We start from the raw sequence: 21,602 nt of genomic DNA, 5'->3' as shown, positions 1-21,602 counted from the left end.
GCAGGATTGTGCTGGGTACGTCCGTGGTGCCGCGGGCGGGCCGGCCGCGCGGCGGTGCGATGTGCCGGTGCGGGGGCGGGCAGGCCGGTGCCGGCCCGGCCCGCCCCGCGCGTCACAGGAAGTCGTCGTAGGCGCCGCCCGTGCTGGGATTCCTCGGGCCGCTGCCACCGGCGTAGGCGCTCTCCGGCGAGTGCGGGCCCGGGGCCGGGCCCCCGCCGATGGAGAGGCTCAGCGTGTCGGTCAGCTGGACCCGGCCGCGGATCGGCAGCGGGATGCGGCTGCCGCTCTTGCGCACCACCGCGCCGCCCTCGCGGCTGCGCCGCACCGCGTACGGGCCGTGCGCGCGCTTCTCGATGCGCGGGCTGCGATGGGCCTCGGCGAGGGCGAACTCGTACCACTGCTTGTTGTTGCCGTGCCCGGCCTTGTGCTCGTTGACGACGGTGCCGTCCTCGGCGACCAGTTGCAGCACCAGCCCGAACGGGTCCCGCCGGCGCCTGCGCAGCCGTAGCCAGGCGACGACCGCGGCGACGGCCAGCGCGAGCGCCACGGCGCCGGCGACGAAGGCCCACCAGTACTTGTCCCAGAGCCCGGGCTCGGGTGTGACCCGCACCGAGACCGGGGCGCGTTCGAGGATCCGGTCGTCGTCGGTGGTGTCGACGACGGTGAAGGTGCCGGAGAGGTCGAGGCCGTCGCCGAGTCGGTCGCCGAAGGCGCTCTTCGGGGAGACCCGGACGGTGACCTGTCGGGTGCCCTGCTCGCCGGGCTTGAGGGTGATCTCCTTCGGCTCGACGGAGAGCAGCCCGTCCTTCACGTCGGCGACGGACAGCCGCAGGGTGTGCGGGGCGTCGGTGGTGTTGCTGACGTCCAGGGTGCCGGTGACCGTGCCGCCCGGGTGGGCGCTGCCGTCGGGCAGTTCGAGCGGTGCCTTGACGGGCAGTTCGCCGGGCGCGAGGTCGGCGGTCTCGCTGCGGGTGTCGGCGCTCAGGCCCGTGGCGGTCAGCGTGGCGCTCACCGTCACCGTCCCGTCGGCGTCCTGAGGGATGGTCACTGTGCCGGTGAAGGAGCCGTCGCTCGCGTCGGGGTCGGAACCCTTGCCGTTGTCGGCGAGGTCGAGGGCCAGTGGGGAGAAGTCGTCCCCGGTGAGTTCGCTGCGCACGCGCAGCCCCTCGTAGTCGCGCGGGTCCTTGATCTCGTAGCCCTCACGCGTCTGCAGCCGCATGGTCACCGTGACCTTCTCGCCGGCCTGCGGCGAGGGCGGGTCCATGGTGATGGCGCCGCGCAGTTCGCCCTGCCAGAGCACGCTGACGGCGACGGGCAGCGAGCGGTGGCCCTCCGGGGCCTCGGCCTTCACCTTCCAGGTGCCGGGCAGCGGGTCGACGATCTTCAGCGCCTCGACGGTGCCGGTGCCGCCCGCCAGCTCGAAGCGGGATCCCTTGTACGTCCCGGAGGTGTTGGGGATCTTGTCACCGGCGGGGTCGATGTAGGTGATCTTCACCTCGGGGTCGCCCTTGTCGACGACGATGCTGCCGACGGTCGCCAGCGGGGAGATGCCGATCTCCAGGGTGGCCGGCGGCCGCTTGCTGGGGCCCTCCTCGTGGCGCAGGCAGTGCGCGGCGGCGAAGATCCGCTCCAGGGTGGTGCCGACGTCCTTGGCCCCGTCGACCTTGTGGGCCTTGGGCGTCGCGGACGGCAGTTCCACGCAGCCCTTGCGGTAGCCGCCGGCGGCGATCTGGTCGAGCTGCTTCTTGTCCGGGTCGGGTCCGAAGCCCAGCGGCCAGATCTGGACGTTCTGCGCGGCGGCCTCCTTCAGCGCCTCCTTCAACTGCCGTTCGCCCTCGGCCTCGCGGTGCGCGGGGTCGCCGTACTTGAAGCTGTCCTTGACGTCCATCTTCCCGTCGGTCAGCAGGAACAGCACCCGGGGCACCGAGGCGTCGGAGCCGTCGGTGAGGTCGTCCACGCCCTGCCGGATGGCGGTCGGGAGGTCGGTGCCGGTGCCCTCGCTCTTCTTGCGGCCGCGCAGTTCGTCGACGCACTTGCCGACCTCCTCGCGGCCGGCCGCGTCCAGGGTGGTGCGCGGGCACACCGGGTCCACGACGCGCTGGCCGGCCTTCTCCGCGGCGGCGAAGCCGAACACCGTGACCTGCGAGGACGAGGACACGTCGCCCAGCGCGATCCGCTTGGCGGCGGCCTTCTCGGCCCGCATGTCCTCGGGCGCGAGGCTGGCCGACTCGTCCACGGCCACCGCGTAGTTGACGGCGGGGAACGCGGGTGTGGAGTCCGCCGCCGGCACCGGATCCTGACCGGCCGGTGCCAACAGGGACACGAACACCGCGGTGCCGCCGAGCACCGAGGCCGCGGCGCGGCGCACCCGGGGCCTTCCTGTCTGCCGTCTTCCCGTGCTTCTTCCCACGGCCGTCCCCTTGGTCTTCGACATACGTGCTTGAAGTTCGTGCTGGAGGTTCTTGATTCGTTTGTGGCGTGTACGTGGTGACGCCTGCGCGTCGTTGCTGGTGCGCGCCGGTGGGGGGTGCGGCGGTGCGTTGGCGTGTGCGCGGTGGTACACGGTTCGTGCGTGCGCCGGTCCGGGATCAGCCCGAGGTCAGTCCCCAGACCACGGCCAGCGCCGCGGACGGGGCGAGCGAGCCCACCCCCCAGCGGATGGCCCGGTACTTGGCGGACAGGATCGAGCTGACGTCGACGGCCTGGACGAGGAGCCATTTGGCCGGGTCGCGCCCGGCCTCGCCGACCCGCGCGGTCAGCCCCGCGAGGTCGTGGGATGCCACCAGGTCGCCGAAGTACGTCACCCCGTCCCCGCGGCGGACCGTGCCGGTGCGCGGCAGCAGCGCCGCGACCAGCGCGGCCACCGCGACGGCCCAGAGCACCCCGGACAGCACCAGCGTCACGTCGGCGAGCCCGTCCCAGGCGGGGGTGCCGCGCCACCCGGCGAGGAACGCGGGCAGCGCCAGCGTCCCCGAGAGCAGCACGGCCGCCTTGGAGTCGGCGCGCCCGAGGTCCTCCCGGACGGTCGTCAGTAACCGCTCGGCGATGCGCTCCCCCGACCGGTCGTTGCAGTGCCGACCCCCGTCCGGCACCGGCACGACCGGGTCGGGGGAGGTCCGTGCCGCGCCGTCGGCGCTCATCGGTCCTCCTCCACCCAGGACCAGCCGTCGTCCTCGGCACGTCTGCGACGACGCGACCGCTCGTCGTCCGGGTAATAGGGCTCCGGCCGGTAGGTCCGGGGCCGGTCACCCGAGCGCGGCTCATCCTCCGGCTCGTCGCCGGGGACCGGTCCCGCGGGGCCGAGCTCGGGCCGCCGCGGCAGCCGCCGCACTCCGGCACGACGGTCGTCGTGGTCGACGTCGTCGTCGAGTTGGTAACGCTCCGGCCGGTAGGTCTGACGACGGTCACGGAAGCGGGGCTCGTCGTCGTAGCGCGGCTCGTCGTCATGGTCCGAGGAGGGAACCGGGCGCTGCGCCTGGCGCCCGTCCCGGGAACGCGGCTCGTCGTCGTGATCCCCGTAGGGCGCGTACGGCTCCGGACGATACGTCCGCCGGCGGGCCCCGGCGCGGGGCTCGTCGAACTCGGCGTCGTCACGCGCGTCGTAGGGCTCGCCACGGCCGGGCCCGCGCCGGTCGCTTCCGTACCGGTCGCCTCCGTACCCGTCGCTTCGGTACCGGTCGCTTCCGTGCCGGTCGTCCCCGTGCCGGTCGCTCCCCCGCTGGTCGGACTCGCCGCCCCGGGAGGGCGCCGCCCGTTGCGGGGGCCGCCGCCTGGGCGGTTCGTCCGATGCCCAGTCCGGGTTGAACGGCCGGCCGTCGGATGCCTCCAGCTCCCGGTGCCGGCGTGCCGGCACGGTCCCGATGGGGCCCACCATGGGCCGCCCGTCGCCCTGGTTGAGCAGGTTCAGGACCTGTGTCTCCACGTCCACGGTGGCGAGTTCGCCCCGGGAGGCCATGGCGAAGAGCCGGGCGACCCGGTCCTTCTCGTCCTGCCGGCCCTCCTGGCGGATCTTCTCCAGGAAGTCCTTGGCGCCCTCGGGATCGGCGGCCAGCATGAAGCTGAGCTGCTCCAGCTCCCCGCCCTGCAGCATGCGCCGGTACGACTCCTGCCGCAGCCGGATCACCTTGGCCTGGGCGTGCGCGTCCCGCTCCTCGTCAGCGTGCTCGATGGTCCGGTCGTCCACCCGCAGCCGGACGTACAGCCGTACCCGCAGGCCGAGTTCGGAGCCGAGGTCGGCCCAGCGACCGCCCGCGCACTCGCGCGTGATGGCCCGGTTCGCCTGCTCGGCCTCGGTCACCCGATAGGTGGTGGTGACCTCACGCAGCCGTTCCAGGACCGGCGAGGTGAGCCGGTTGGCGACGTCGGTGACGACCTCCAGGGCGGCCAGATGGGGATCGGTCACCGACCACTCGATGTCCACCTCGGCCTTGAAGAAGGTGGTGCCGCCGGCGGCCGGCAGCTCCATCTGAAGCGGTGTCACATAGGTGCCGAGCGCGATCTCGCAGATGCTGTGCGGCCGGGCCAGCACCGGCTTGTCGACGTGCTGGACGCCGGAGGCCCGCTTCACCGTGTAGCCGCCGTTGCGGTAGAACTGCACCAGCGCCGAGCGCGGACTCACCCGCGGATAGCCGTCCGTCAGCGGGTTGAAGTCCCGGACGAAGGGACCCGTGGGCGCCGTCGGCTCGGGGCTCTCCGTCTCGTCCTGACCGGGCGCCTGGTCCTCGTTCTCAGCCATACCTCTCCTCCTCGCGCGTCCTCTCCCGACGCGGCCCTGCCTGGCGCTGCCTGTCCTCCGGCTCCACGGCGAGCCACCACAGGGCGCGCGCCTTCGGCTCGGGGAGCGGCTTCTCCGGGTCGTTCATCATTCGGCGCAGCAGCCAGTCCAGCCGCCGCCGGTCGTGCTCCTCGGTCGCCAGCGCGGGCAGCAGCGCCGCCAGCCCCGGCCGGGTCCACTCGGAGCCGCTCTTGCGCTCGGCCGAACGCAGCAGTTCCTCCAGCGAGTCCATCGCCACGTCCTTCGACCGCGCCGTGTTCAGCGCGGTCCACATCAAGTCGGCCATCGCGGGCACGAGTTCGGGCCGGATGGCGGCGAGGGCGAGCAGGACCGGCCAGTCCCCGCGGTCCCCCCACGGGGAGTCGCTGTCGTCGAGCAGCGAGTCGGGGTCCATCAGCAGCTCGTCCACCGTCGTCAGGGCGAGCCGCACGGTGGCCGCGAGCCCCAGGTCCTGGTACGGCTCGCGCTTGTGGTGGGTCCAGTCGGCCATCCGCTCCAGCACCTCGGCCGCGTCCGGCAGCACCAGCAGCCGTACGACGTTGTGGGAGGCGACGCTGACCAGTTCCCCGTCGTCGCGAACCCCGATCTTGGCGAGCGCGTCCAGGGTGTCGTCCGTCGTGGCCGCGGCGTTGCCGTAGCCCAGGGCCCAGGCCGCGGTCCAGCGCTGGGACGCGGTGCCCTTGCGGCTCCAGTCGCCGACCAGCTTGTGCACGGCCTTGCGGTGCGAGGCGTGGCCGGCCGCCTGGTCCAGCGTGGTGGCCGCGAAGATCAGCCGGCGGCTGGTGGTGGCCTCGGCGAGCGGCCGCACCAACTCGGTGTAGCCGTGGTCGAAGTCCCGTACGCACAGCTCCCCCGCGGACACCGCGGCGCGCATCCACACCTGGGAGCGCGGGTCGTCCGCCAGCAGCCGCAGCCAGCGCACCACCGGCGCCCGCACCGGGAAGTGCCGGTCCCACAGCTCGGTCAGCACGGCGGACGGCAGGGCGGAACCCCGGTAGAAGATCAGCCGGGCGGGCACGTCATGGCCGTCCACCTCGACCTTGCCGTCGGTCAGTTCGGCGCGCGAGAGCGCCACGTCCGCTTCCGGGTCGTCGCAGAACAGCGGGCGGGCCGGGGTGTTGTCCGGGTCGGACTGCACCGACAGTTCCCAGGTCAGCAGGTGGGCGGCGGCGGCCACGGCGCTGTGCGAGGCGCCGCCCAGCACCGCGAGCGCGATCCGGAAGGCCACCGGGTGGAACAGGGTCGCCGTGCCCGACCGGGCCGTGCCGCGCTCCGGCCGCTCCGGCTCGGCCGGCAGCGCGGTCAGGGCCCGGTCCACTCCGGCGAACCACTCCTGGGCCTGCTCGGCGGCGATGCTGCGGCAGCCGGACAGTAGATCGTCGTAGGAGACGTCCCCCAGCACATGCCCGGCCAGCAGCGACGCGAGCAACTCGGCCTCGGCGGGGCGCAGATCGTCAAGCCCGACCGCGTCGGTGATCTCGTCCCCGCCCGCGAGCTCCTCCGCGCGGGCCAGCAGGTCGTCCAGGGACGTGTCGTCCTCGCGCGCCTCGGCGGTACGTTCCTCCAGGCGCTCACGCAGCCGGGTGGTGAGCAGTTCGTCGGTGGGCGCGGGCGGGCAGAGCATGCCGTAGCGCCCGGCGAGGAGCGGGTTCGCCGCCGAGCCCACCGTGACGACGATCACCGCGAAGGCCTCGCGGCGGGCCAGGGCCGCGGCGAGCTGGTCGAGGTCCATCTCGTCCGGGGGCAGCGCGTCGGGCCGGGTCAGGGACAGCTCCAGCAGATGGCCGGTGCCGTGCCAGGCCTGACCGCCCTCGCCGTCGAGCGTCTCGGCCAACTGCCGGATGCCGCCGTCCGAATCGACCCGGCGCACGCGGGCCTCGGGCTCGGCGTCGGTGCCGTTCGCGGCCGAGGTGGTGACCTCGTCGAGCAGGGAGAGCGCGGTGCTGGTGCGTCCCGTGCCGGGCGCGGCGCCGAGCACCAGCAACCGTCGGGCGCGCAGCGCGTTGCGCAGCCGTACGTACCCCTCCGGCGGCACGTGCGCCCGGCGCAGCCTGCGCAGTTCCTCCTCGGGGACGGGGCCGCTGCGCATGCCGGCGCCGGGGCGGCGGGCGCCCAGCATGAGGTTGATGTTGTCGCCGATGTGGGCGCTCTGCAGCCGCGAGTGGGCGAAGCTGATCAGGTCGCGGTGGACGTCGAACAGCTGCCGGGTGGCGCGGCGGGTGCGCGCGGCGGCGGCGAGGTCGGTGGGCCCGTCCTCGCCCTGGTCGTCGGCGAGGGGGTCGCGGGTGCGCTCCTTGAACCGCCCGGCGGCGCGCTCCCGTTCCTTCTCCCGCTCCTTCTCCTTCTCCGCTTCCTCGTCCTCGGCGGACTTCTCGCCGTCGGAGGCGTCCTCGTCGCCGCTGTCCCGGTCGTCCTGCTTCCGGTCGTCCCCGCCCTTCCTGTCGTCCCGGTCGCGCTTACGGTCGTCCCGGTCGCCCTTCTTGTCGTCCCCGCCTTTCCTGCCGTCCCCACCTTTCCTGCCGTCGTCGGACGACCGTCCCGCGCCGGGCTGCTCGGAGGCGTCGTCGGCCGCGCCACCCGCCTGCTCGTCGTCGCTCACTCGGCTCAGCCCCTCCCCTGCTCGGTGACCTGGTTGCCGGACCCGCCCATCTGCACGGGCCCGTGGTAGACGTTGCTCTCGTTATGGAAGGCGTCACGCCTGACGTTTTGATGAATCCCGACGTGGCCGGGCCGATGGCCGGACATGTCCACGGCCTCGAAGTCGTCTTCGTCGCCGTCCGGCTCGTCGTCGAGCCCGTCGTCGCCGATGGGCGGGGGGCTCCCGGCGGGCGCCGGCACCGGCGCGGCAGGCGCGGACTCGGGGATCTCCGGGGCGGGCCGGCCGGGCAGGTGGAACCAGGCGGTGACCTCGCCCTCCTTGAGCTCCAGCCGGGCCGGGGCGTAGTGCGCGGGCTCGATGAACTTGCCGCCGGCGCCGACCACGTCCTCGTACAGGGACTGGGAGGTCACCAGCACGAGGTCGGCCTTCTCGGCGTCGAGGAGCTGCCGGGCGACGGACGAGTCGGCCAACCGGCAGGCGAGGTCGACGGCGCGTCCGCTGATGCCCCGGTCGTCATGGCGGACCGGGCCGACGTGCATGCCGACGCGCAGCCCGAGCGGGACGGCCAGGTCGCGGTTGACGTCCCGCAGCTTCTCGTGCGCCTCGATCAGCCACAGGCCGAGCAGCCGGCTCGCCGCGATCCGCCCGGCGACGGACACCAGCACGCCGTCGCCGCGGTCCTCCAGATGTACGGCGTCCCGCGCGAACTTGGCGTGGGTGAACGCCGTCTCCACCACCTGGTAGATCCGGGCGCGCATCCGCTGCTTGTCGACGTCGTCGTACTCGCCGGAACGTCTGGCGTCGACGCTGATCACCAACTCGTAGTGCGCCTCGGTGAGTTCCGATGCGTCGTGGTTCACCCGTGCCCCCTGCATGTTCTGTTCGCTTGGCGTGTTCTGTTCGCTGCCGAAGAGGTGGTCCGTCATGGCCGAGGAGGTGGTCCGCACAGCCAGCCTGGACGGTCGTCCGTGGGAGGGGTCCCGCCTCATCAGGGTCGGGCCCGGGACGAGAGGCGTCTGTAGCCGTTTACACACGGCGGGGCGTGGGTCTACTCCTGATGACCGTCCGCGAGGAGGGCGAGCAGCGCGGGGTCGAGGATCTGCACCATCCGGTTGCCGGTGCGCACGATGTTCTGGGTGCGCAGCAGCCGCAGTGCCTTGGCGACGGCTTCCCGGGTGGCCCCTATCGTGGCGGCCAGCTCGTCCTGGGCCAGCTGGACGGCGGGGCCGGAGGCGGCGGCACTCGACGGGCCCGCCGCGGAAGGGGCGTAGGGGCCGGAGGGGTCGACGCCCGACAGCTCGATGAGCCGGCCGGCGAGGCGTTGGAGCACGGTGAGCGAGGCGAGCGCGGACCGTTCCTGGTCGGCGCTGCGGAGCCGGCCGGTGAGCTGACGCATCACCAGAGCGCTCACCCGGGGATACAGGATGAGAAAGCGGCGGAACGCGTCCCCGGATATGACCTGGGCCTCTATGGGACCGAGCGCACGCACGGTGGCACTGCGGGGATGCTGGTCCAACGCGGCCATCTCACCCAGCAGTTCACCCGGGCCGCGCAGGCCGAGTATCAGCCGGGTGGCCCCACGGTCCGTCGCCACGGACACCGTCACCCACCCCCGAATGATGATCAAGACGTGACTGGACCGGTCCCCCTCTGTGAGCAGATGGGTATCGGCCGGATAGCGCTTCCGATGACCGAGAGCCATGACGCCCTCGTGCTCCTGGGGAGTCAGCGTCTGTGCGAACGCCAGCTCATTTCCGAGCAGCCCCATGGCCAGTCCCCCGCCGCAGTCCGGACGCCTGGAATTTCGATGGGTGTTGATGGTGGCAGGGCGAAGGTTCACGCCGAGCGGATTGCGCCATACCGGGGGTACTGGCCGGTAGTTGCGGAATGCCAGGTTGGTCGCCCCGTCGCCGCGCGCCCCCTCCGCGCGCCGCCACGCCGGGACCGCCGCAGGCCGTGTCCACCTCGCCCGCGTCCGAAGGAACGATCGTGAGGTCAGACCCGACACTCGAACAAGAGACCGCATCGAGGCCGGGATTCGGTCAACGGATGGAGAGTTGGCGAAAACTCGGGTTTGGGCTGTGACAGCGGTGATGGCGTGGTGGTGGAGGGGTGAGGGGACGGTGAGGCGGGCGGGGGGCATGGGGCGGGAAGGGTTCGAGACCTTCACGGCTGTACTCCAATGTGCAGGGTCCCGTGGTGTACGGCTGTCAGCTTTCCGAGGGGGAGCCGAGGGAATGTTGAGGAAACCTGTACGCGCAGGTCGTACGCCCTGGACCATGACCGCTCGGAGGACAGGGCCTAGGGAAGGACGGACCGGTGGAGATCCGGTTGCTGGGACCGGTACAGGCGTGGGCGGACGGGGCCGCGATCGACGTCGGCCGCCCTCGCCAGCGGTGCGTGCTCGCGGTGCTCCTCATGGAGGCCAACCGCGTCGTACCGATCGAGACACTCATCGACCGGGTCTGGGGCGACGATCCGCCCGTTTCGGTGCGCAACGTGGTCTACGGCTACATAGGCCGCCTGAAGACCGCGCTGGGCGGGTCCGGCCCGGCGGCGAAGGACATACGGCTGAACCGGGTCTCGGGTGGCTACGAGCTACGGGTGCCGGACGAGCGTGTCGACCTGTACAGCTTCCGTGATCTCGTCGCCCGTGCCCGGGACTCCGACGACGACCGGGCGGCCGAACTCCTGCAGGGCGCCTTGGAGTTGTGGCGCGGCGAGCCGCTGTCCGGGGTGACAGGAGCGTGGGCCGACACGACCCGTGCCGGTCTGGCCGGGGAGCGCATCGACGGCTGGCTCAGGTACCACGAGGTGCAGTTGCGCAGGGCGCGCCACAGCGAGATCCTCCCCCGGCTGCGGGAGCTGGCCGCCGCCCACCCGCTGGACGAGCGACTGGCGGGGCAGCTGCTGACGGCCCTGTACCGATGCGGATTACCGGCGGAGGCCCTCCTCCACTACGACGCCGTCCGCAAGCGCCTCGCCGAGGACCTGGGCGTCGACCCGTCGCCGGAGCTGCAGGCCCTCCACCAGCTCATCGTCACCAACGACCCGACGCTGGCCGCACCGACCCCGCGACGTTCCGGGGTACCGGCCGAACTGCCCCACGACGCCGCCGGTTTCGCGGGCCGCACCGACGAACTCGCCCGCCTGCACGCACTGCTGGACAGCGGCCCGGCGAACACGGTCGTGATCTCCGCGATCGGCGGCGCCGCGGGCATCGGCAAGACCGCCCTGGCCGTGCGCTGGGCCCACCAGGCGCGGTCCCGCTTCCCCGACGGCCAGCTGTACGTCAACCTGCACGGCTTCGACCACGACCGGCCGCCCCTCGCGTCCGGCGAGGCCCTGGAGCTGCTGCTGCGGAGCCTGGGCCTGGAGGCGTCGGAGATCCCCCCGACCGACGAGGCGCAGGCACGCGTGTACCGGAGCCTGCTGGCGGGCCGGCGTCTGCTCGTCCTGCTGGACAACGCGGCGTCGGCGGAGCAGGTGCGTCCGCTGCTCCCGGGGAGCGCGTCCTGCTGCGTCGTCGTCACCAGCCGCAACCGGCTCGGCGACCTGGTGGCCCACGACGGCGCACACGCCCTGCCCCTGGACCTCCTGCTGCCGGAGGAGGCCCGCGCCCTGCTGGGCGAGGCCCTCGGCACCGATCGCCTCTCGGCGGAACCGTCCGAAGTGGTCGAGGAGTTGATCCGGCTGTGCGGCAGCCTTCCGCTGGCCCTGCGGGTCGCTGCCGCGAGGTTGGCCGGCGATCCGGGCCTGCGCCTGGCGGACCTGGTCGCCGAGATGTCGGAGGGCGACCGGCTGCAGGCCCTGGCACCGGACGACACCGGCAACTCCCCTTTGCGTACGGCCTTCTCCGCGTCGTACCGGGTCCTGTCGCCCGGGGCTCAGCGGCTGTTCCGGCTGCTCGGGCTGTTTCCCGGCGCGGATTTCACCGTGGAGGTGGCGGCGGCGCTGCTGGACGTACCGGTGTCGCAGGCCCGGCGTCTGCTCGGAGGGCTGGCCGCCGCGCATCTGATCGAGGCGGCGGCGGTGGGGCGGTATCGGTTCCACGATCTGCTCCGCGAGTACGCGCGGGAGCAGGCGCGGGTGGAGGAGCCGCCGGCGGATCGGGACGCCGCGGTGAAGCGGCTCCTGCTCTGGTACCTCAGCGCCGCCCGGGCCACCGGGGGAAGCTGGCTCTTCCCGGAGCTGCCGCCGGAACTCGTAGCGGGTGATCAGCCGGCCGTTCCGTCGGCTGCGGACGCCGGACGGTGGCTGGATGCGGAGCGGGCGAACCTGCTCGCCATCATCAACCACGCCGGCCGATACGGCCCCCGCCCGGTCGCCTGGCACCTGGCGAACGCACTGATCGGCGACTTCTGGCTGCACCTGCCGCGGGCGACATGGCAGGCCACGGCACAGACGGGGTTGGACGCCGCCACGGCCGAAGGCGACCTGTTCGGCCAAGTCGCCATGCACAGCAGCCTAGGACTGCTCAAGTCGGACCGGGGGCACGGCGGGCAGGCGTTGGAACACAACACGCGCGCATGCGAGATCAGCCGGGAACTCGGCTGGGCGACCGGTGAGGCAGCGGGGCTCGGCGGCCTGGCCCAGACCGAGTGGGGCATGGCGCGCCTCCGCAGTTCGCACGAGCATGTCACCGCCGGCCTACGGCTCACCCGCGCGGCAGGGAACCGTCACCTCGAAGCGTTGGGGCTGGTCGTTCTCGGTGTGACCTGCCGGGATCTGGGCCGACTGAGCGAGGCCGCCGAGCACCTCGAATCGGCCATCAGCCGGAACCAGGAAGTCGGTTGGAACGGCAACGGCCTGGTTCTGCCGAATCTGGGCTGGGTGTACTGGGAACTCGGCCGTCTGACCGACGGCCTTGAGACCCTCGCGCCCTGGGTCACCCCGTCGAGGAGGGGCGGCCATCGCAGTGACAGCGCGATGATGCTGAACCTCGTCGCGCGGATCAACATCGAGCTGGGCCACGACGACGAGGCGCTTGAACAGGCCGAGCGCGCCCTGGCGATGGGCAAGGGCCGAGCGCGGCGCTGGATTCAGGCCGGCATCCTGGACACGATCGCCGGCGCCCACCGAAAGCTGGGCAGTCTCGACCGGTCGATGCGAGCCGGCAGCCAGGCTGTGGCCCTGGCCCGCGAGGCGGGTTACAGACGCATCGAGGCGGAATGCGTCCTGGGCCTCTCCCTCGTACAGCAGCAAATGGGCCGCTACGACGACGCCCGCGCCCACGCCGAACAAGCCCTGACCCTGGCCCGCGACCACGCGTTCGGCGTGGTGGAGGGCCAGGCCCTCACCGCCCTGTCGGCGACGGCAACATCGCAGGGATCGCACACCACAGCCGCCGCCCTGGGCAAGGAGGCCCTGGCCATCCACCGCCGCACCGGCCACCGCCTCGGCGAGGCCCGCACCCTCCTGATCCTCGGCCGGGGGCAGGAGGCGCGGGACATCTTCACGGACGTCGGCGTGCCGACGCGGGAGTAGACGCCCGCGGGCCCCGCCCCGGAAGAAACCGGAACGGGGCCCGCGGCTGACGCGCCTGGCGCGGGTGGCTCAGATGAGGCCGAGGGCGCGGACCGCCTCGCGCTCCTCCGCCAGCTCGGCGACGGAGGCGTCGATCCGGGCGCGGGAGAACTCGTTGATCTCCAGGCCCTGGACGATCTCGTACTTGCCGTCCTTGGTGGTGACGGGGAAGGAGGAGATGAGCCCCTCCGGCACGCCGTAGGAACCGTCGGACGGAATACCCATCGACACCCAGTCGCCGTCGGCCGTGCCGTTGACCCAGGTGTGGACGTGGTCGATGGCGGCGTTGGCGGCGGAGGCCGCCGAGGAGGCGCCGCGGGCCTCGATGATCGCCGCGCCGCGCTTGGCGACGGTCGGGATGAAGTCCTCGGCGAGCCACTTCTCGTCGCTGACGACCTCGGCGGCGTTCTTGCCGGCGATGCTGGCGTGGAAGATGTCCGGGTACTGGGTGGCGGAGTGGTTGCCCCAGATCGTCAGGCGCTTGATGTCGGCGACCGTCGAACCCGTCTTCTTCGCGAGCTGGGTCAGCGCGCGGTTGTGGTCGAGGCGGGTCATCGCGGTGAACCGCTCGGCCGGTACGTCCGGGGCGGCGGCCTGCGCGATGAGCGCGTTGGTGTTGGCCGGGTTGCCGACGACGAGGACCTTGATGTCGTCCGCGGCGTTGTCGTTGATGGCCTTGCCCTGCGGCTTGAAGATGCCGCCGTTGGCGGAGAGCAGGTCACCGCGCTCCATGCCCTTGGTGCGGGGGCGGGCGCCGACGAGGAGGGCGACGTTGGCGCCGTCGAAGGCGACGTTCGGGTCGTCGCTGATGTCGATGCCCTGGAGCAGCGGGAACGCGCAGTCGTCGAGCTCCATGGCCGTACCCTCGGCAGCCTTCAGCGCGGGCGTGATCTCCAGGAGACGCAGCTTGACCGGCACGTCCGCGCCGAGCAGCTGGCCGGAGGCGATGCGGAAGAGCAGGGCGTAACCGATCTGGCCGGCCGCGCCGGTGACGGTGACGTTCACGGGAGTGCGGGTCATGGCGTTCTCCGTATGACAGCTGGCGATGGGGCGTCTCTGCCCCCGGGGTGCGGGACCTGGGCCCTGAGATGATCGATCTCTTGGCGTCGAGAGATCCACCGGTCAGGCTATCGCGCCTCCGGTATCCCGCACGGCCGGGTCCCTGTGGCCCACCCCACAGGATGACCATCAGTACGGCAAAAAGGGGCGGCCGCCCGGTCCGGGAGAGGGAAACCTGGGCGGCCGCCTGTGGGGGTACCGATGCCGGACTCCCGTGGGGGTACCGTGCGCGTGCCCACTTTGCCGGGGGCCATTCCTGCCGCGGGGGATTTCTTTTCCCCTGGAAACGGGAACCGGGGGGAGGCGGCACCCTCCCCCCGGTTCCCTTCGGCCTCAGCGGCGCCGCCCTACTGCGTGCACCCCTCCGTGCCGGCGGCCAGCGTCGCGCAGGCGATTGCCTCGCCCGCGTCCTTCACGGCCACCATCGGCGTGTACGCGATCGTGTCGCCGGCCACCGTGATCGACCCGGTCTCCTTCGCCTTGCCGACCGTCACGGCCACCTCGTCGCCCTGCGCGGCCTGGGTGATACGCCCCCACGCCGCGCCGCACGTCTCGCTGTAGCGCACCTCGACCACGGCCGCGCCGACGGTCGCGGTCTTGGCGGTGGTCACGAGGTCACCGCTGCAGCCCATGGCCTCCGCGTCCTTGCCGGTGCAGGAGTCACCGCTGCACTTCACGCCGACCGGCAGGTCGGTGTCGGTCGAGGTGGTCGGCGAGGGCGACTTGGCGGCGTCCTCGTTCTTCTTCCCGCCGACGCCGTCGGTCAGGAAGAACACCGCCGCGATCACCACGAGCACACCGACGACGCCCGCGAGGAACATCGTCAACCGCCGCTTCCCGCCGCCCCCACCGGCGCGGCGACTGCCGGGACGAGGCCCCCGCGGAGGCTCGCCGTAGGGACTCGGCGTCCCCGGCGTCCACGCGGCACCCGACTCCGCCACGGACGGCCCGGACACACCGGATGCGCCGGACATACCGGACGCGCCGGATGCCGCGGAGGCTCCCGTCGTACGGCTCCCCGGCTGGGACGGCCCTCGATACCCCGCCAGGCCCCACGAGTTGGCCCCGGAGGACTCCTCCTCGCGGACGTCACCCCCGCCGGACCCCCGCACCGGAGCATCCCGGACCACCGCGTCCCGCACCTCCGGCGCCTTGGGCTGCACGGGCACCGACGGCGGCACGGTCGGTGCCACACCGGCCGGACCCGCCACCCCGGGCGTGGGCGCGGCCGTGGCGCTGCCGCCGCGGCGTGAGCCCTTGGCCGCCTTCGCGCCCCCCTTGGCGTTCGCGGGCGGCGCTCCGAACTCGCTCAGCGCCGCGCGGGCCTGGGAGATCCGGATGGCTTCCATGGTCATGTCGTGGCGCATCTCCGAACGGCTCCAGGCACGTTCGGCGAGCTCCCACATCGTCGTCAGGTGAACCGGATTCGTACCGGTGACCTCGGCAAGCGCCACGATCGCGCCCTTGGGCGCAAGGAGCCGCCCGTTCAGGTACCGCTCCCAGGACGTCTTGCTGTATCCCGTGCGGTCGGCCAACGCCGCGACGCTCAGACCGCTGCGGTCCACGAGCCGACGCAACTGGCTCGCGAACTCCCTGACCTGCGGATCGAGTTCATCCGGCAAGGCCCTCCAACGAGGCATTGCTTCCCCCCTCTTCCCCCCGGTTCGTGCTGGTGTTTCTCGCGTTCCGCCGCGCGTGGTGCCCTCTGCCGAGTCCCCGATGTGGCTACCCACAGGGATGCGCCACGTAAGGATCTCAGTTCCCGGGGTGGGGGCGCACGGGAGCATTGGGACTGCGGGCATGCACCGTCGCACGCCCGTCCAACCGCGTCCAGTGTTCCACCGGCTCCCCTTGCCGGCCGACACAACCCTGGCAGTAAGCCCTTACAGCCCTTACAGACGAGCGGGACGCCCCGGACGTCCCGCTCGACCACGCTAGCCCGCCCACTGAACGAATTCCTTGCAAATGCGCGAACTTGTCAACACATCGACACACAGAACGCACATAAAAGATCACTCACGTCACATGCGCCGTATTCGGGCAAGTCCGACGCCGCCGTCCCATCGGGCTCACCCCAGCGCAACGGCCCCGATCACGGCCGCCAGCACCAGCACCACGACGAGTACGACGGCGACCATCAGCAGGCGGCGCGACGGCGGCCCGGTCTCCTTGGGCGGCGCGTCCCACCAGGGCAGCGTGGGATCGTCCTCGTACTCCTCGTCGGCGTACTGCTCACCGCGGGCGCCCGCACGGCCCGCGGTCTCCCCCGCTTCCCCCGCCTCTCCCGTCGCATCCGGCTTCCCGGGCACCGTGACGGGCTTCGGCCAGGCCTGCACGGCCAGTTCCCAGCGCACCCCGAAGCGTTCGGCCTCCTCCTTGCCGACCCCCGCCACCCGGCACAGGGCGACGACCGCCTGCCGGGGCGGGGGCTGGGTGGCGTTGAGGTAGCGCTGCCAGGAGGACTTGCTGTACGCGGTACGCGCGCCCAGCGCGACCAGGCTCAGGCCCGTACGGTCCTTGAGCTGCCGCAACTGCACCACGAAGTGCCGCACCTCCGACGGCAGATCGTCGGGCAGCGGCTGCCACGCACCCATCGCTCACCTCCGAACCAGACCCGATCGGGTGACGACACGACACGGCGCCTTGGTTCCCCGACGTGTCCGACGTAGCGGAACGGTCACTTCCGTGCCACAGCGCACTGACAGGCGTTGAACAGCGGGTTCACCGTGCCCGAGGGTTGACGCAGACGGCGGTCCGTCCTTCCTCGGGGGAGAGGACGGGCCGCCGTCGCGCGCAGGGTTTTCCGCGGGCTAGTTCTCCACCGTGAAGTGCAGCGCGTCCTTCAGGAACGGCAGCCTCAGCAGCGGGTCCGGCTGCGCCATCAGCGCCAGCAGCACGATCGTGAGGCCCAGCACGCCGTACGTCACGATGTCCGTGAAGCGCGAGCGCACCGCGAGCATGCCGACGCTCGGCAGCAGCCACCGCATCACCGCACCGGCCAGCAGGGCCCCGCCGATCAGCAGCGTGCCGGCGCGGAACACGTCGAGCGCGGTGACCAGCAGCCCGACCCCGACCAGTCCGAGGACGACGAGGACGGGCCACTGCCGGGCGGGCGCCGGCAGGTCGCCGGACGCCGCGCGGCCGCCGCCCTCGGGGCGGGCCGTGTCCCGGGTGAAGAGCGGGAAGCGGCGGGTGGTCCGACGGGGCCTGCCCTCCGCGTCCGGCGCGCTCACCGGATCCCGGACCTCGATGTCGTCGGTCTCCTCGATGGCCTGGATCTCCTCCGCCTTTCCGGCGCCCGGTTCAGCCGACACTGCGCTCCGCCGCCTCGACCACGTTGACCAGCAGCTGCGCCCGGGTCATCGGACCCACGCCGCCGGGGTTCGGGGAGATGAAGCCGGCCACCTCGGCGACGCCGGGGTGGACGTCGCCCACGATCTTGCCGTCAGCGTTGCGCGAGACGCCGACGTCGAGGACGGCCGCGCCCGGCTTCACGTCCTCGGGCCTGACCAGGTGGGCCGAGCCCGCGGCGGCGACGATGATGTCGGCGCGGCGCAGGTGCGAGGCCAGGTCACGGGTGCCGGTGTGGCACTGGGTCACGGTCGCGTTCTCGCTGCGCCGGGTCAGCAGCAGCGGCATCGGACGCCCGATGGTCACACCGCGGCCGACGACGACGACCTCGGCGCCCTTGATCTCCACGCCGTACTGGCGCAGGAGCGTGAGGACGCCGTTCGGGGTGCAGGGCAGCGGGGCCGGCTCGTTCAGGACGAGGCGGCCGAGGTTCATCGGGTGCAGGCCGTCGGCGTCCTTGTCCGGGTCCATCAGCTCCAGGATGCGGTTCTCGTCGATGCCCTTGGGCAGCGGCAACTGGACGATGTAACCGGTGCAGGCCGGGTCCTCGTTCAGCTCGCGGACGACGGCCTCGATCTCCTCCTGGGTCGCGGTCGCGGGCAGTTCACGCTGGATGGAGGCGATGCCCACCTGGGCGCAGTCGCGGTGCTTGCCGGCGACGTACTTCTGGCTGCCGGGGTCGTCCCCGACCAGGACCGTGCCGAGTCCGGGCGTGACGCCCTTCTCCTTCAGCGCCGCCACGCGGGCGGTCAGGTCGGACTTGATCGCGGCTGCGGTGGCCTTGCCATCGAGAATCTGGGCGGTCATGACTCCCATCTTCCTGGATGACGCCCTCCCGGTTCCAATCCGGGTCCCACGTGGCCTGCGTCACCCCATCTACCCCCGTATCCGCCCATGATCAGCGATGTTGCACTTGCACAACACATAGGGAATGCGGCTGGACAAGTAAGAGCCGACTAAAGAACGATGTGACTGCAGTGCCGCGGGCTGTACCGGGGGGACGAACCGCATCAGTCAACTTTCCTCCGCACCGTGCCGCGCGTCCCCGCACTCGGACAACGGAGGAAAGACCGCCATGAGTTTCGGCGACCCGAACAACCCTTACGGCCCGCCTCCCCAGGGCCAGCCCGGTTACCCGCCGCAGCAGCCACAGGGTCAGCCCGGTTACGGCTACCCGCAGGGCGCTCCGCAGCAGCCGCCCGCTTACGGCTACCCGCAGGGTCAGCCGGGCTACCCCGGCTACCCCGGCTACCCGGGCGGCGCCATGATGCCGATGGAGATGCCGGGTCTGATGAAGACGGCCCGCGTCTTCCTCTTCATCCTCGCGGGCTTCCAGATCCTGGGCGGCCTCTTCGCGGGTGTCGCCGTCGGTGCCCTCCAGGACGTCTCCAACGGTGTCGGCTCGGGTGACAGCACCGACAGCCTGGCCGGTCTCGGCTTCCTGCTCGCGGCTCTCTTCATCGGCCTGGGAGCGCTCTCCATCTTCCTGGGCGTGAAGTTCAAGAACGGCGGCAGCGGCATCCGCGTCACCACGATCGTGTACGCCTCGCTGATGATCCTCGGCGGCCTCGTCAACACGGTGAACGGCGGGGGCGGCTCCTCCACCTTTGGCGGGCTGATCTCCCTCGCCATCGCCGGCATCATCCTCGCCTCGATGGTGAACGGCGCCGCGTCCGCCTGGTTCAACCGCCCGCGCTACTGACGCACACCGGACCTTCACGGAATACCGCGGCAGCCGGGGCACAGTTCACGCCAAATAACAGCCGAGGGCCGTGTCTCACCTGTTCGAGGGGGACACGGCCCGGCTGCGTCGCCCTACTCTGACGTGGGTAGCCGTCAGGCACGGGGAGACGCACCTTGTACAGCATCATTGTGGTACCTCCGCCGACCACGGAGGACGAGAGCCAACGCACCCAGCACAGGCTGGCGCCCGGCGAGCGGCTCGGCTTCGGGCGATCCGTTTCCGACAACGACCTCGCGATCGTGCACGACGGGGTGTCCCGCAGAGCCGGTGAGATCACCGCGCAGGGCGCCTTCTGGATACTGAGCAACCTCAGCCGGGAGCAGACGTACGTCGTCGAGAACCCGGAAGGCGCGGGTGAGCACATCAAGGTCGGGCCGGGGCGGCTCGATGCCCCGATCCCGTTCGAGTTCTCGCGGATCGTGCTGCCCGCCGCCGGCGATCTGCTGGCCATCGAGGTGTGGGCGCCGCGCCACGACTACCTCAGCTCCGAGGGCAGTCCGGACGGCGCCACCACCGCGCCCGCCTTCTCCGTCGACCGCACGAAGCGGTACTTCGCGGTCCTCGCCGCCCTCTGCGAACCCCGCCTGCGCGGCGAACCGCACGCCGCGCTGCCCACCGTCGAGCAGGTCGTGGACCGGCTGCGCCCCACCTGGCCGGCCGCCTCGCGCACCTCGGTGCAGTGGAACATCGACTACCTCGCCGTGAAACTGCGCCTCAAGCCCGGCCCGGAGACGGCGGACACCGGCCCGCGCCTCAACGGCAAGAAGGAGTCACTGGTGTCGCTGGCCCTCCGGTTCGATCTCGTACGGGAGGACGATCTCATCGTGCTCAAAGAGGCCGCCCCCGGCCGGGTGGTCCGGTGACCGAGCCCTACGCCGTGCCGGTGCCCAGGGGGTACCGGGTGGGCGTGTGGGAGGTGCGGGAGCCGATCGCCACGGGCGCGTTCGGCAGCGTCTACGAGGCCAGACGCGTCGGCGACGACGAGACGCAGCCCGCCACGGCAGCCCTGAAGTTCCTGCCCACCGGCACCGGAACCCCCCGCCAGCTCACCCACCTGCGCGAACTCATCGAGCGCGAGGTCGAGTTGCACCGCCGGCTCAAGCAGCCACGGCTGATCCGGATGTACGACACCCTCACCGTCGACGACCCGGCCCGCCCCGCCCTCGACGGCGCCACCGTCCTCGTACTGGAGAAGGCGGAGGGCTCCCTGTCCGCCCTGCTCGCGGCGGACCCGCGCCCCGAGGCGGGTCCGGCGCTGCTCGCGCAGATCTGCGAGGGTCTTGCGCAGCTGCATCACGCGGGCTGGGTGCACGGTGACCTCAAACCGGCCAATGTGCTGCTGATGGCGGACGGTTCGGCCCGGCTCGCGGACTTCAACATGGCCGCGGAGCTGGAGGGCACGCACGCGTACACGCCCGCGTTCTCGACGCCCGACTACACCCCGCCCGAGCTGTTGTGGTCGGAGATCGGTGAGCGGGGCCGCCGGATCCGCCCCTCGGCGGACGTGTGGGCCTTCGGCGTCCTGGCCCACCTGCTGCTGACCGGCTCCTTCCCGCTGCCGGGCGCCACCCCGTCGACCCGCCGTGACGCGGCCGCCGCCTATGCGCGCGGCACCGACGAGCTGCGGCTGTCCCCCGAACTGCCGGAGGACTGGCGGGAGATCGTCCGCGACTGTCTGACCCGCACCCACGAGGACCGCGTCGGCACGCAGGACCTGCTGCGCCGAGTGGAGGCCGCCGCCGGCACGGGCCGCTCACCGCGTCTGCCGCGCGCCCTGCTCCCCCGCCGCCGCTCCCGCCGTACGACGATGCTGGCCGCGGTGAGTGCCGTGGTGGCGGTGTCCGCCCTGGGCTACGGCATCAGCAACTGGGCCGGTGGCGGTACGGGCGACGGCGGGAACCCGGGCGGCGAGAACACGAAGGTCACGACCGCCAACTACGGCGCCGCCGAACTCCGTACCGACAAGGGCATCCCGGTGGCCTACCGGCGCCTCATCGTCGACTCGGCCCACGACTGCGTCCAGCCCGAGGTCGCGCCCGCGCTGATCGCCGCCCTGCTGAAAGCGGAGAGCAACTTCGACCCGGACCTGTCCGACCCCTCCGTCGGCAAGGAGGGCGAGTACGGCATCGCCCGCTGGACGCCGAGTCTGCTGCGCTGGTGGATCCGCGCGGACGGCGTCCCGGCGACCGAAACCCCCAGGCCTCCCCTCACGCCGGAGGAGTCCATCCCCGCCGTGGGCCGCTACCTCTGCTACATGGAACCGCTCCTGCATCAGACCGGCCTGTCCGGCGACCGCCAGGTCCTGCTGGCGGCCGCCTACCGCACCTCGACCAAGGTGGTGAACAACGCGGGCGGTGTTCCCCCGAAGTACCGCGACTACGCCGCCCGCGTCGCCCACTACCTCAAGGAGTACACCCCGCCGGGCAAGGAGTGACCCTGTGACTTCTCAGGTACCGCTCGCGCGGAGCCGGTGGCACCGTGACCGCGACGCGCCATGTCGGCCGAAAGCTTCGGAGTCGAGCCGAGGCACCCCTTACCCTGCCCATGCT

General features: G+C 72.1%; 15 protein-coding genes. 4 read left to right on the top strand and 11 right to left on the bottom strand.

Annotated elements, in window-relative coordinates; translation table 11 throughout:
• Positions 1-112: 112 nt before the first annotated feature.
• From OG254_RS30025 to OG254_RS30000, 6 genes are all read right to left on the bottom strand, one after another.
• Complete coding sequence (locus OG254_RS30025; RefSeq protein WP_405587716.1) at positions 113-2,368, bottom strand: VWA domain-containing protein; 2,256 nt, start codon at positions 2,366-2,368, stop codon at positions 113-115.
• A 220-nt stretch (positions 2,369-2,588) separates the two neighbouring features.
• Positions 2,589-3,140, bottom strand: a complete 552-nt coding sequence (locus OG254_RS30020) for a Pycsar system effector family protein (protein WP_351196057.1) — start codon at positions 3,138-3,140, stop codon at positions 2,589-2,591.
• The gene (locus OG254_RS30015; RefSeq protein ID WP_405587712.1) at positions 3,137-4,735 is read right to left on the bottom strand and encodes a hypothetical protein; all 1,599 of its coding nucleotides are present in this window, start codon (positions 4,733-4,735) and stop codon (positions 3,137-3,139) included. The genes OG254_RS30020 and OG254_RS30015 overlap by 4 nt, the downstream gene beginning before the upstream one ends.
• Entirely contained in the window at positions 4,728-7,373 is a 2,646-nt protein-coding gene (locus tag OG254_RS30010) for a hypothetical protein (RefSeq protein ID WP_405587709.1), read from the bottom strand. Before OG254_RS30010 ends, OG254_RS30015 begins: the two co-directional genes overlap by 8 nt.
• Before the next feature lie 5 nt (positions 7,374-7,378).
• Entirely contained in the window at positions 7,379-8,299 is a 921-nt protein-coding gene (locus OG254_RS30005) for a hypothetical protein (protein ID WP_405587706.1), read from the bottom strand.
• A gap of 122 nt (positions 8,300-8,421) precedes the next feature.
• Positions 8,422-9,141, bottom strand: coding sequence for a Crp/Fnr family transcriptional regulator (locus tag OG254_RS30000; RefSeq protein WP_405587703.1), 720 nt, complete (start codon positions 9,139-9,141; stop codon positions 8,422-8,424).
• Between the two features lie 551 nt (positions 9,142-9,692).
• On the opposite strand from OG254_RS30000, the gene OG254_RS29995 reads away from it, so the two are divergent.
• Complete coding sequence (locus tag OG254_RS29995) at positions 9,693-12,860, top strand: BTAD domain-containing putative transcriptional regulator (RefSeq protein WP_405587701.1); 3,168 nt, start codon at positions 9,693-9,695, stop codon at positions 12,858-12,860.
• 69 nt (positions 12,861-12,929) lie between these two features.
• Here OG254_RS29995 and OG254_RS29990 read toward each other — a convergent pair whose 3' ends face one another.
• The 5 genes from OG254_RS29990 to OG254_RS29970 all read right to left on the bottom strand — a co-directional run bounded on the left by OG254_RS29990 (position 12,930) and on the right by OG254_RS29970 (position 18,116).
• Complete coding sequence (locus OG254_RS29990; RefSeq protein ID WP_147993253.1) at positions 12,930-13,919, bottom strand: malate dehydrogenase; 990 nt, start codon at positions 13,917-13,919, stop codon at positions 12,930-12,932.
• A 386-nt stretch (positions 13,920-14,305) separates the two neighbouring features.
• Positions 14,306-15,598 carry a DUF2690 domain-containing protein gene (locus OG254_RS29985; protein WP_405587698.1) on the bottom strand — a complete coding sequence of 431 codons (1,293 nt, stop codon included), beginning with the start codon at positions 15,596-15,598 and terminating at the stop codon, positions 14,306-14,308.
• Between the two features lie 429 nt (positions 15,599-16,027).
• Positions 16,028-16,552 (bottom strand): helix-turn-helix domain-containing protein, encoded by a 525-nt coding sequence (locus OG254_RS29980; RefSeq protein ID WP_405587695.1) that lies wholly within the window; start codon positions 16,550-16,552, stop codon positions 16,028-16,030.
• 216 nt (positions 16,553-16,768) lie between these two features.
• Positions 16,769-17,272 carry a DUF3017 domain-containing protein gene (locus OG254_RS29975; protein ID WP_405587692.1) on the bottom strand — a complete coding sequence of 168 codons (504 nt, stop codon included), beginning with the start codon at positions 17,270-17,272 and terminating at the stop codon, positions 16,769-16,771.
• Positions 17,262-18,116: a bifunctional methylenetetrahydrofolate dehydrogenase/methenyltetrahydrofolate cyclohydrolase gene (locus OG254_RS29970; RefSeq protein ID WP_351196075.1), complete on the bottom strand. Its 855-nt coding sequence runs from the start codon at positions 18,114-18,116 to the stop codon at positions 17,262-17,264. Before OG254_RS29970 ends, OG254_RS29975 begins: the two co-directional genes overlap by 11 nt.
• Positions 18,117-18,384: 268 nt before the next feature.
• On the opposite strand from OG254_RS29970, the gene OG254_RS29965 reads away from it, so the two are divergent.
• The 3 genes from OG254_RS29965 to OG254_RS29955 all read left to right on the top strand — a co-directional run bounded on the left by OG254_RS29965 (position 18,385) and on the right by OG254_RS29955 (position 21,487).
• A complete protein-coding gene (locus tag OG254_RS29965) occupies positions 18,385-19,011 on the top strand; it encodes a hypothetical protein (protein WP_405587689.1) in 627 nt (208 codons plus the stop codon).
• Positions 19,012-19,166: 155 nt separating this feature from the next.
• Complete coding sequence (locus tag OG254_RS29960; RefSeq protein WP_405587686.1) at positions 19,167-19,916, top strand: FHA domain-containing protein; 750 nt, start codon at positions 19,167-19,169, stop codon at positions 19,914-19,916.
• Positions 19,913-21,487, top strand: coding sequence for a protein kinase domain-containing protein (locus tag OG254_RS29955; RefSeq protein ID WP_405587683.1), 1,575 nt, complete (start codon positions 19,913-19,915; stop codon positions 21,485-21,487). Before OG254_RS29960 ends, OG254_RS29955 begins: the two co-directional genes overlap by 4 nt.
• The last annotated feature ends 115 nt before the right edge of the window (positions 21,488-21,602 follow it).

This window comes from Streptomyces sp. NBC_01092 (genome assembly GCF_045039535.1).
Classification (GTDB): Bacteria; Actinomycetota; Actinomycetes; order Streptomycetales; family Streptomycetaceae; genus Streptomyces.
The sequence above is the reverse complement of the archived record's forward strand: the minus strand, read 5'-3'. Positions and strand labels throughout refer to the sequence as shown.

Excerpts from the sequence above, each read along its gene's own strand:
- OG254_RS30020 (WP_351196057.1), bottom strand. The coding sequence starts at position 3,140 with ATGAGCGCCGACGGCGCGGCACGGACCTCCCCCGACCCGGTCGTGCCG.
- OG254_RS30015 (WP_405587712.1), bottom strand. The coding sequence starts at position 4,735 with ATGGCTGAGAACGAGGACCAGGCGCCCGGTCAGGACGAGACGGAGAGC.
- OG254_RS30005 (WP_405587706.1), bottom strand. The coding sequence starts at position 8,299 with ATGACGGACCACCTCTTCGGCAGCGAACAGAACACGCCAAGCGAACAG.
- OG254_RS30000 (WP_405587703.1), bottom strand. The coding sequence starts at position 9,141 with ATGGGGCTGCTCGGAAATGAGCTGGCGTTCGCACAGACGCTGACTCCC.
- OG254_RS29990 (WP_147993253.1), bottom strand. The coding sequence starts at position 13,919 with ATGACCCGCACTCCCGTGAACGTCACCGTCACCGGCGCGGCCGGCCAG.
- OG254_RS29985 (WP_405587698.1), bottom strand. The coding sequence starts at position 15,598 with ATGCCTCGTTGGAGGGCCTTGCCGGATGAACTCGATCCGCAGGTCAGG.
- OG254_RS29980 (WP_405587695.1), bottom strand. The coding sequence starts at position 16,552 with ATGGGTGCGTGGCAGCCGCTGCCCGACGATCTGCCGTCGGAGGTGCGG.
- OG254_RS29970 (WP_351196075.1), bottom strand. The coding sequence starts at position 18,116 with ATGACCGCCCAGATTCTCGATGGCAAGGCCACCGCAGCCGCGATCAAG.
- OG254_RS29965 (WP_405587689.1), top strand. The coding sequence starts at position 18,385 with ATGAGTTTCGGCGACCCGAACAACCCTTACGGCCCGCCTCCCCAGGGC.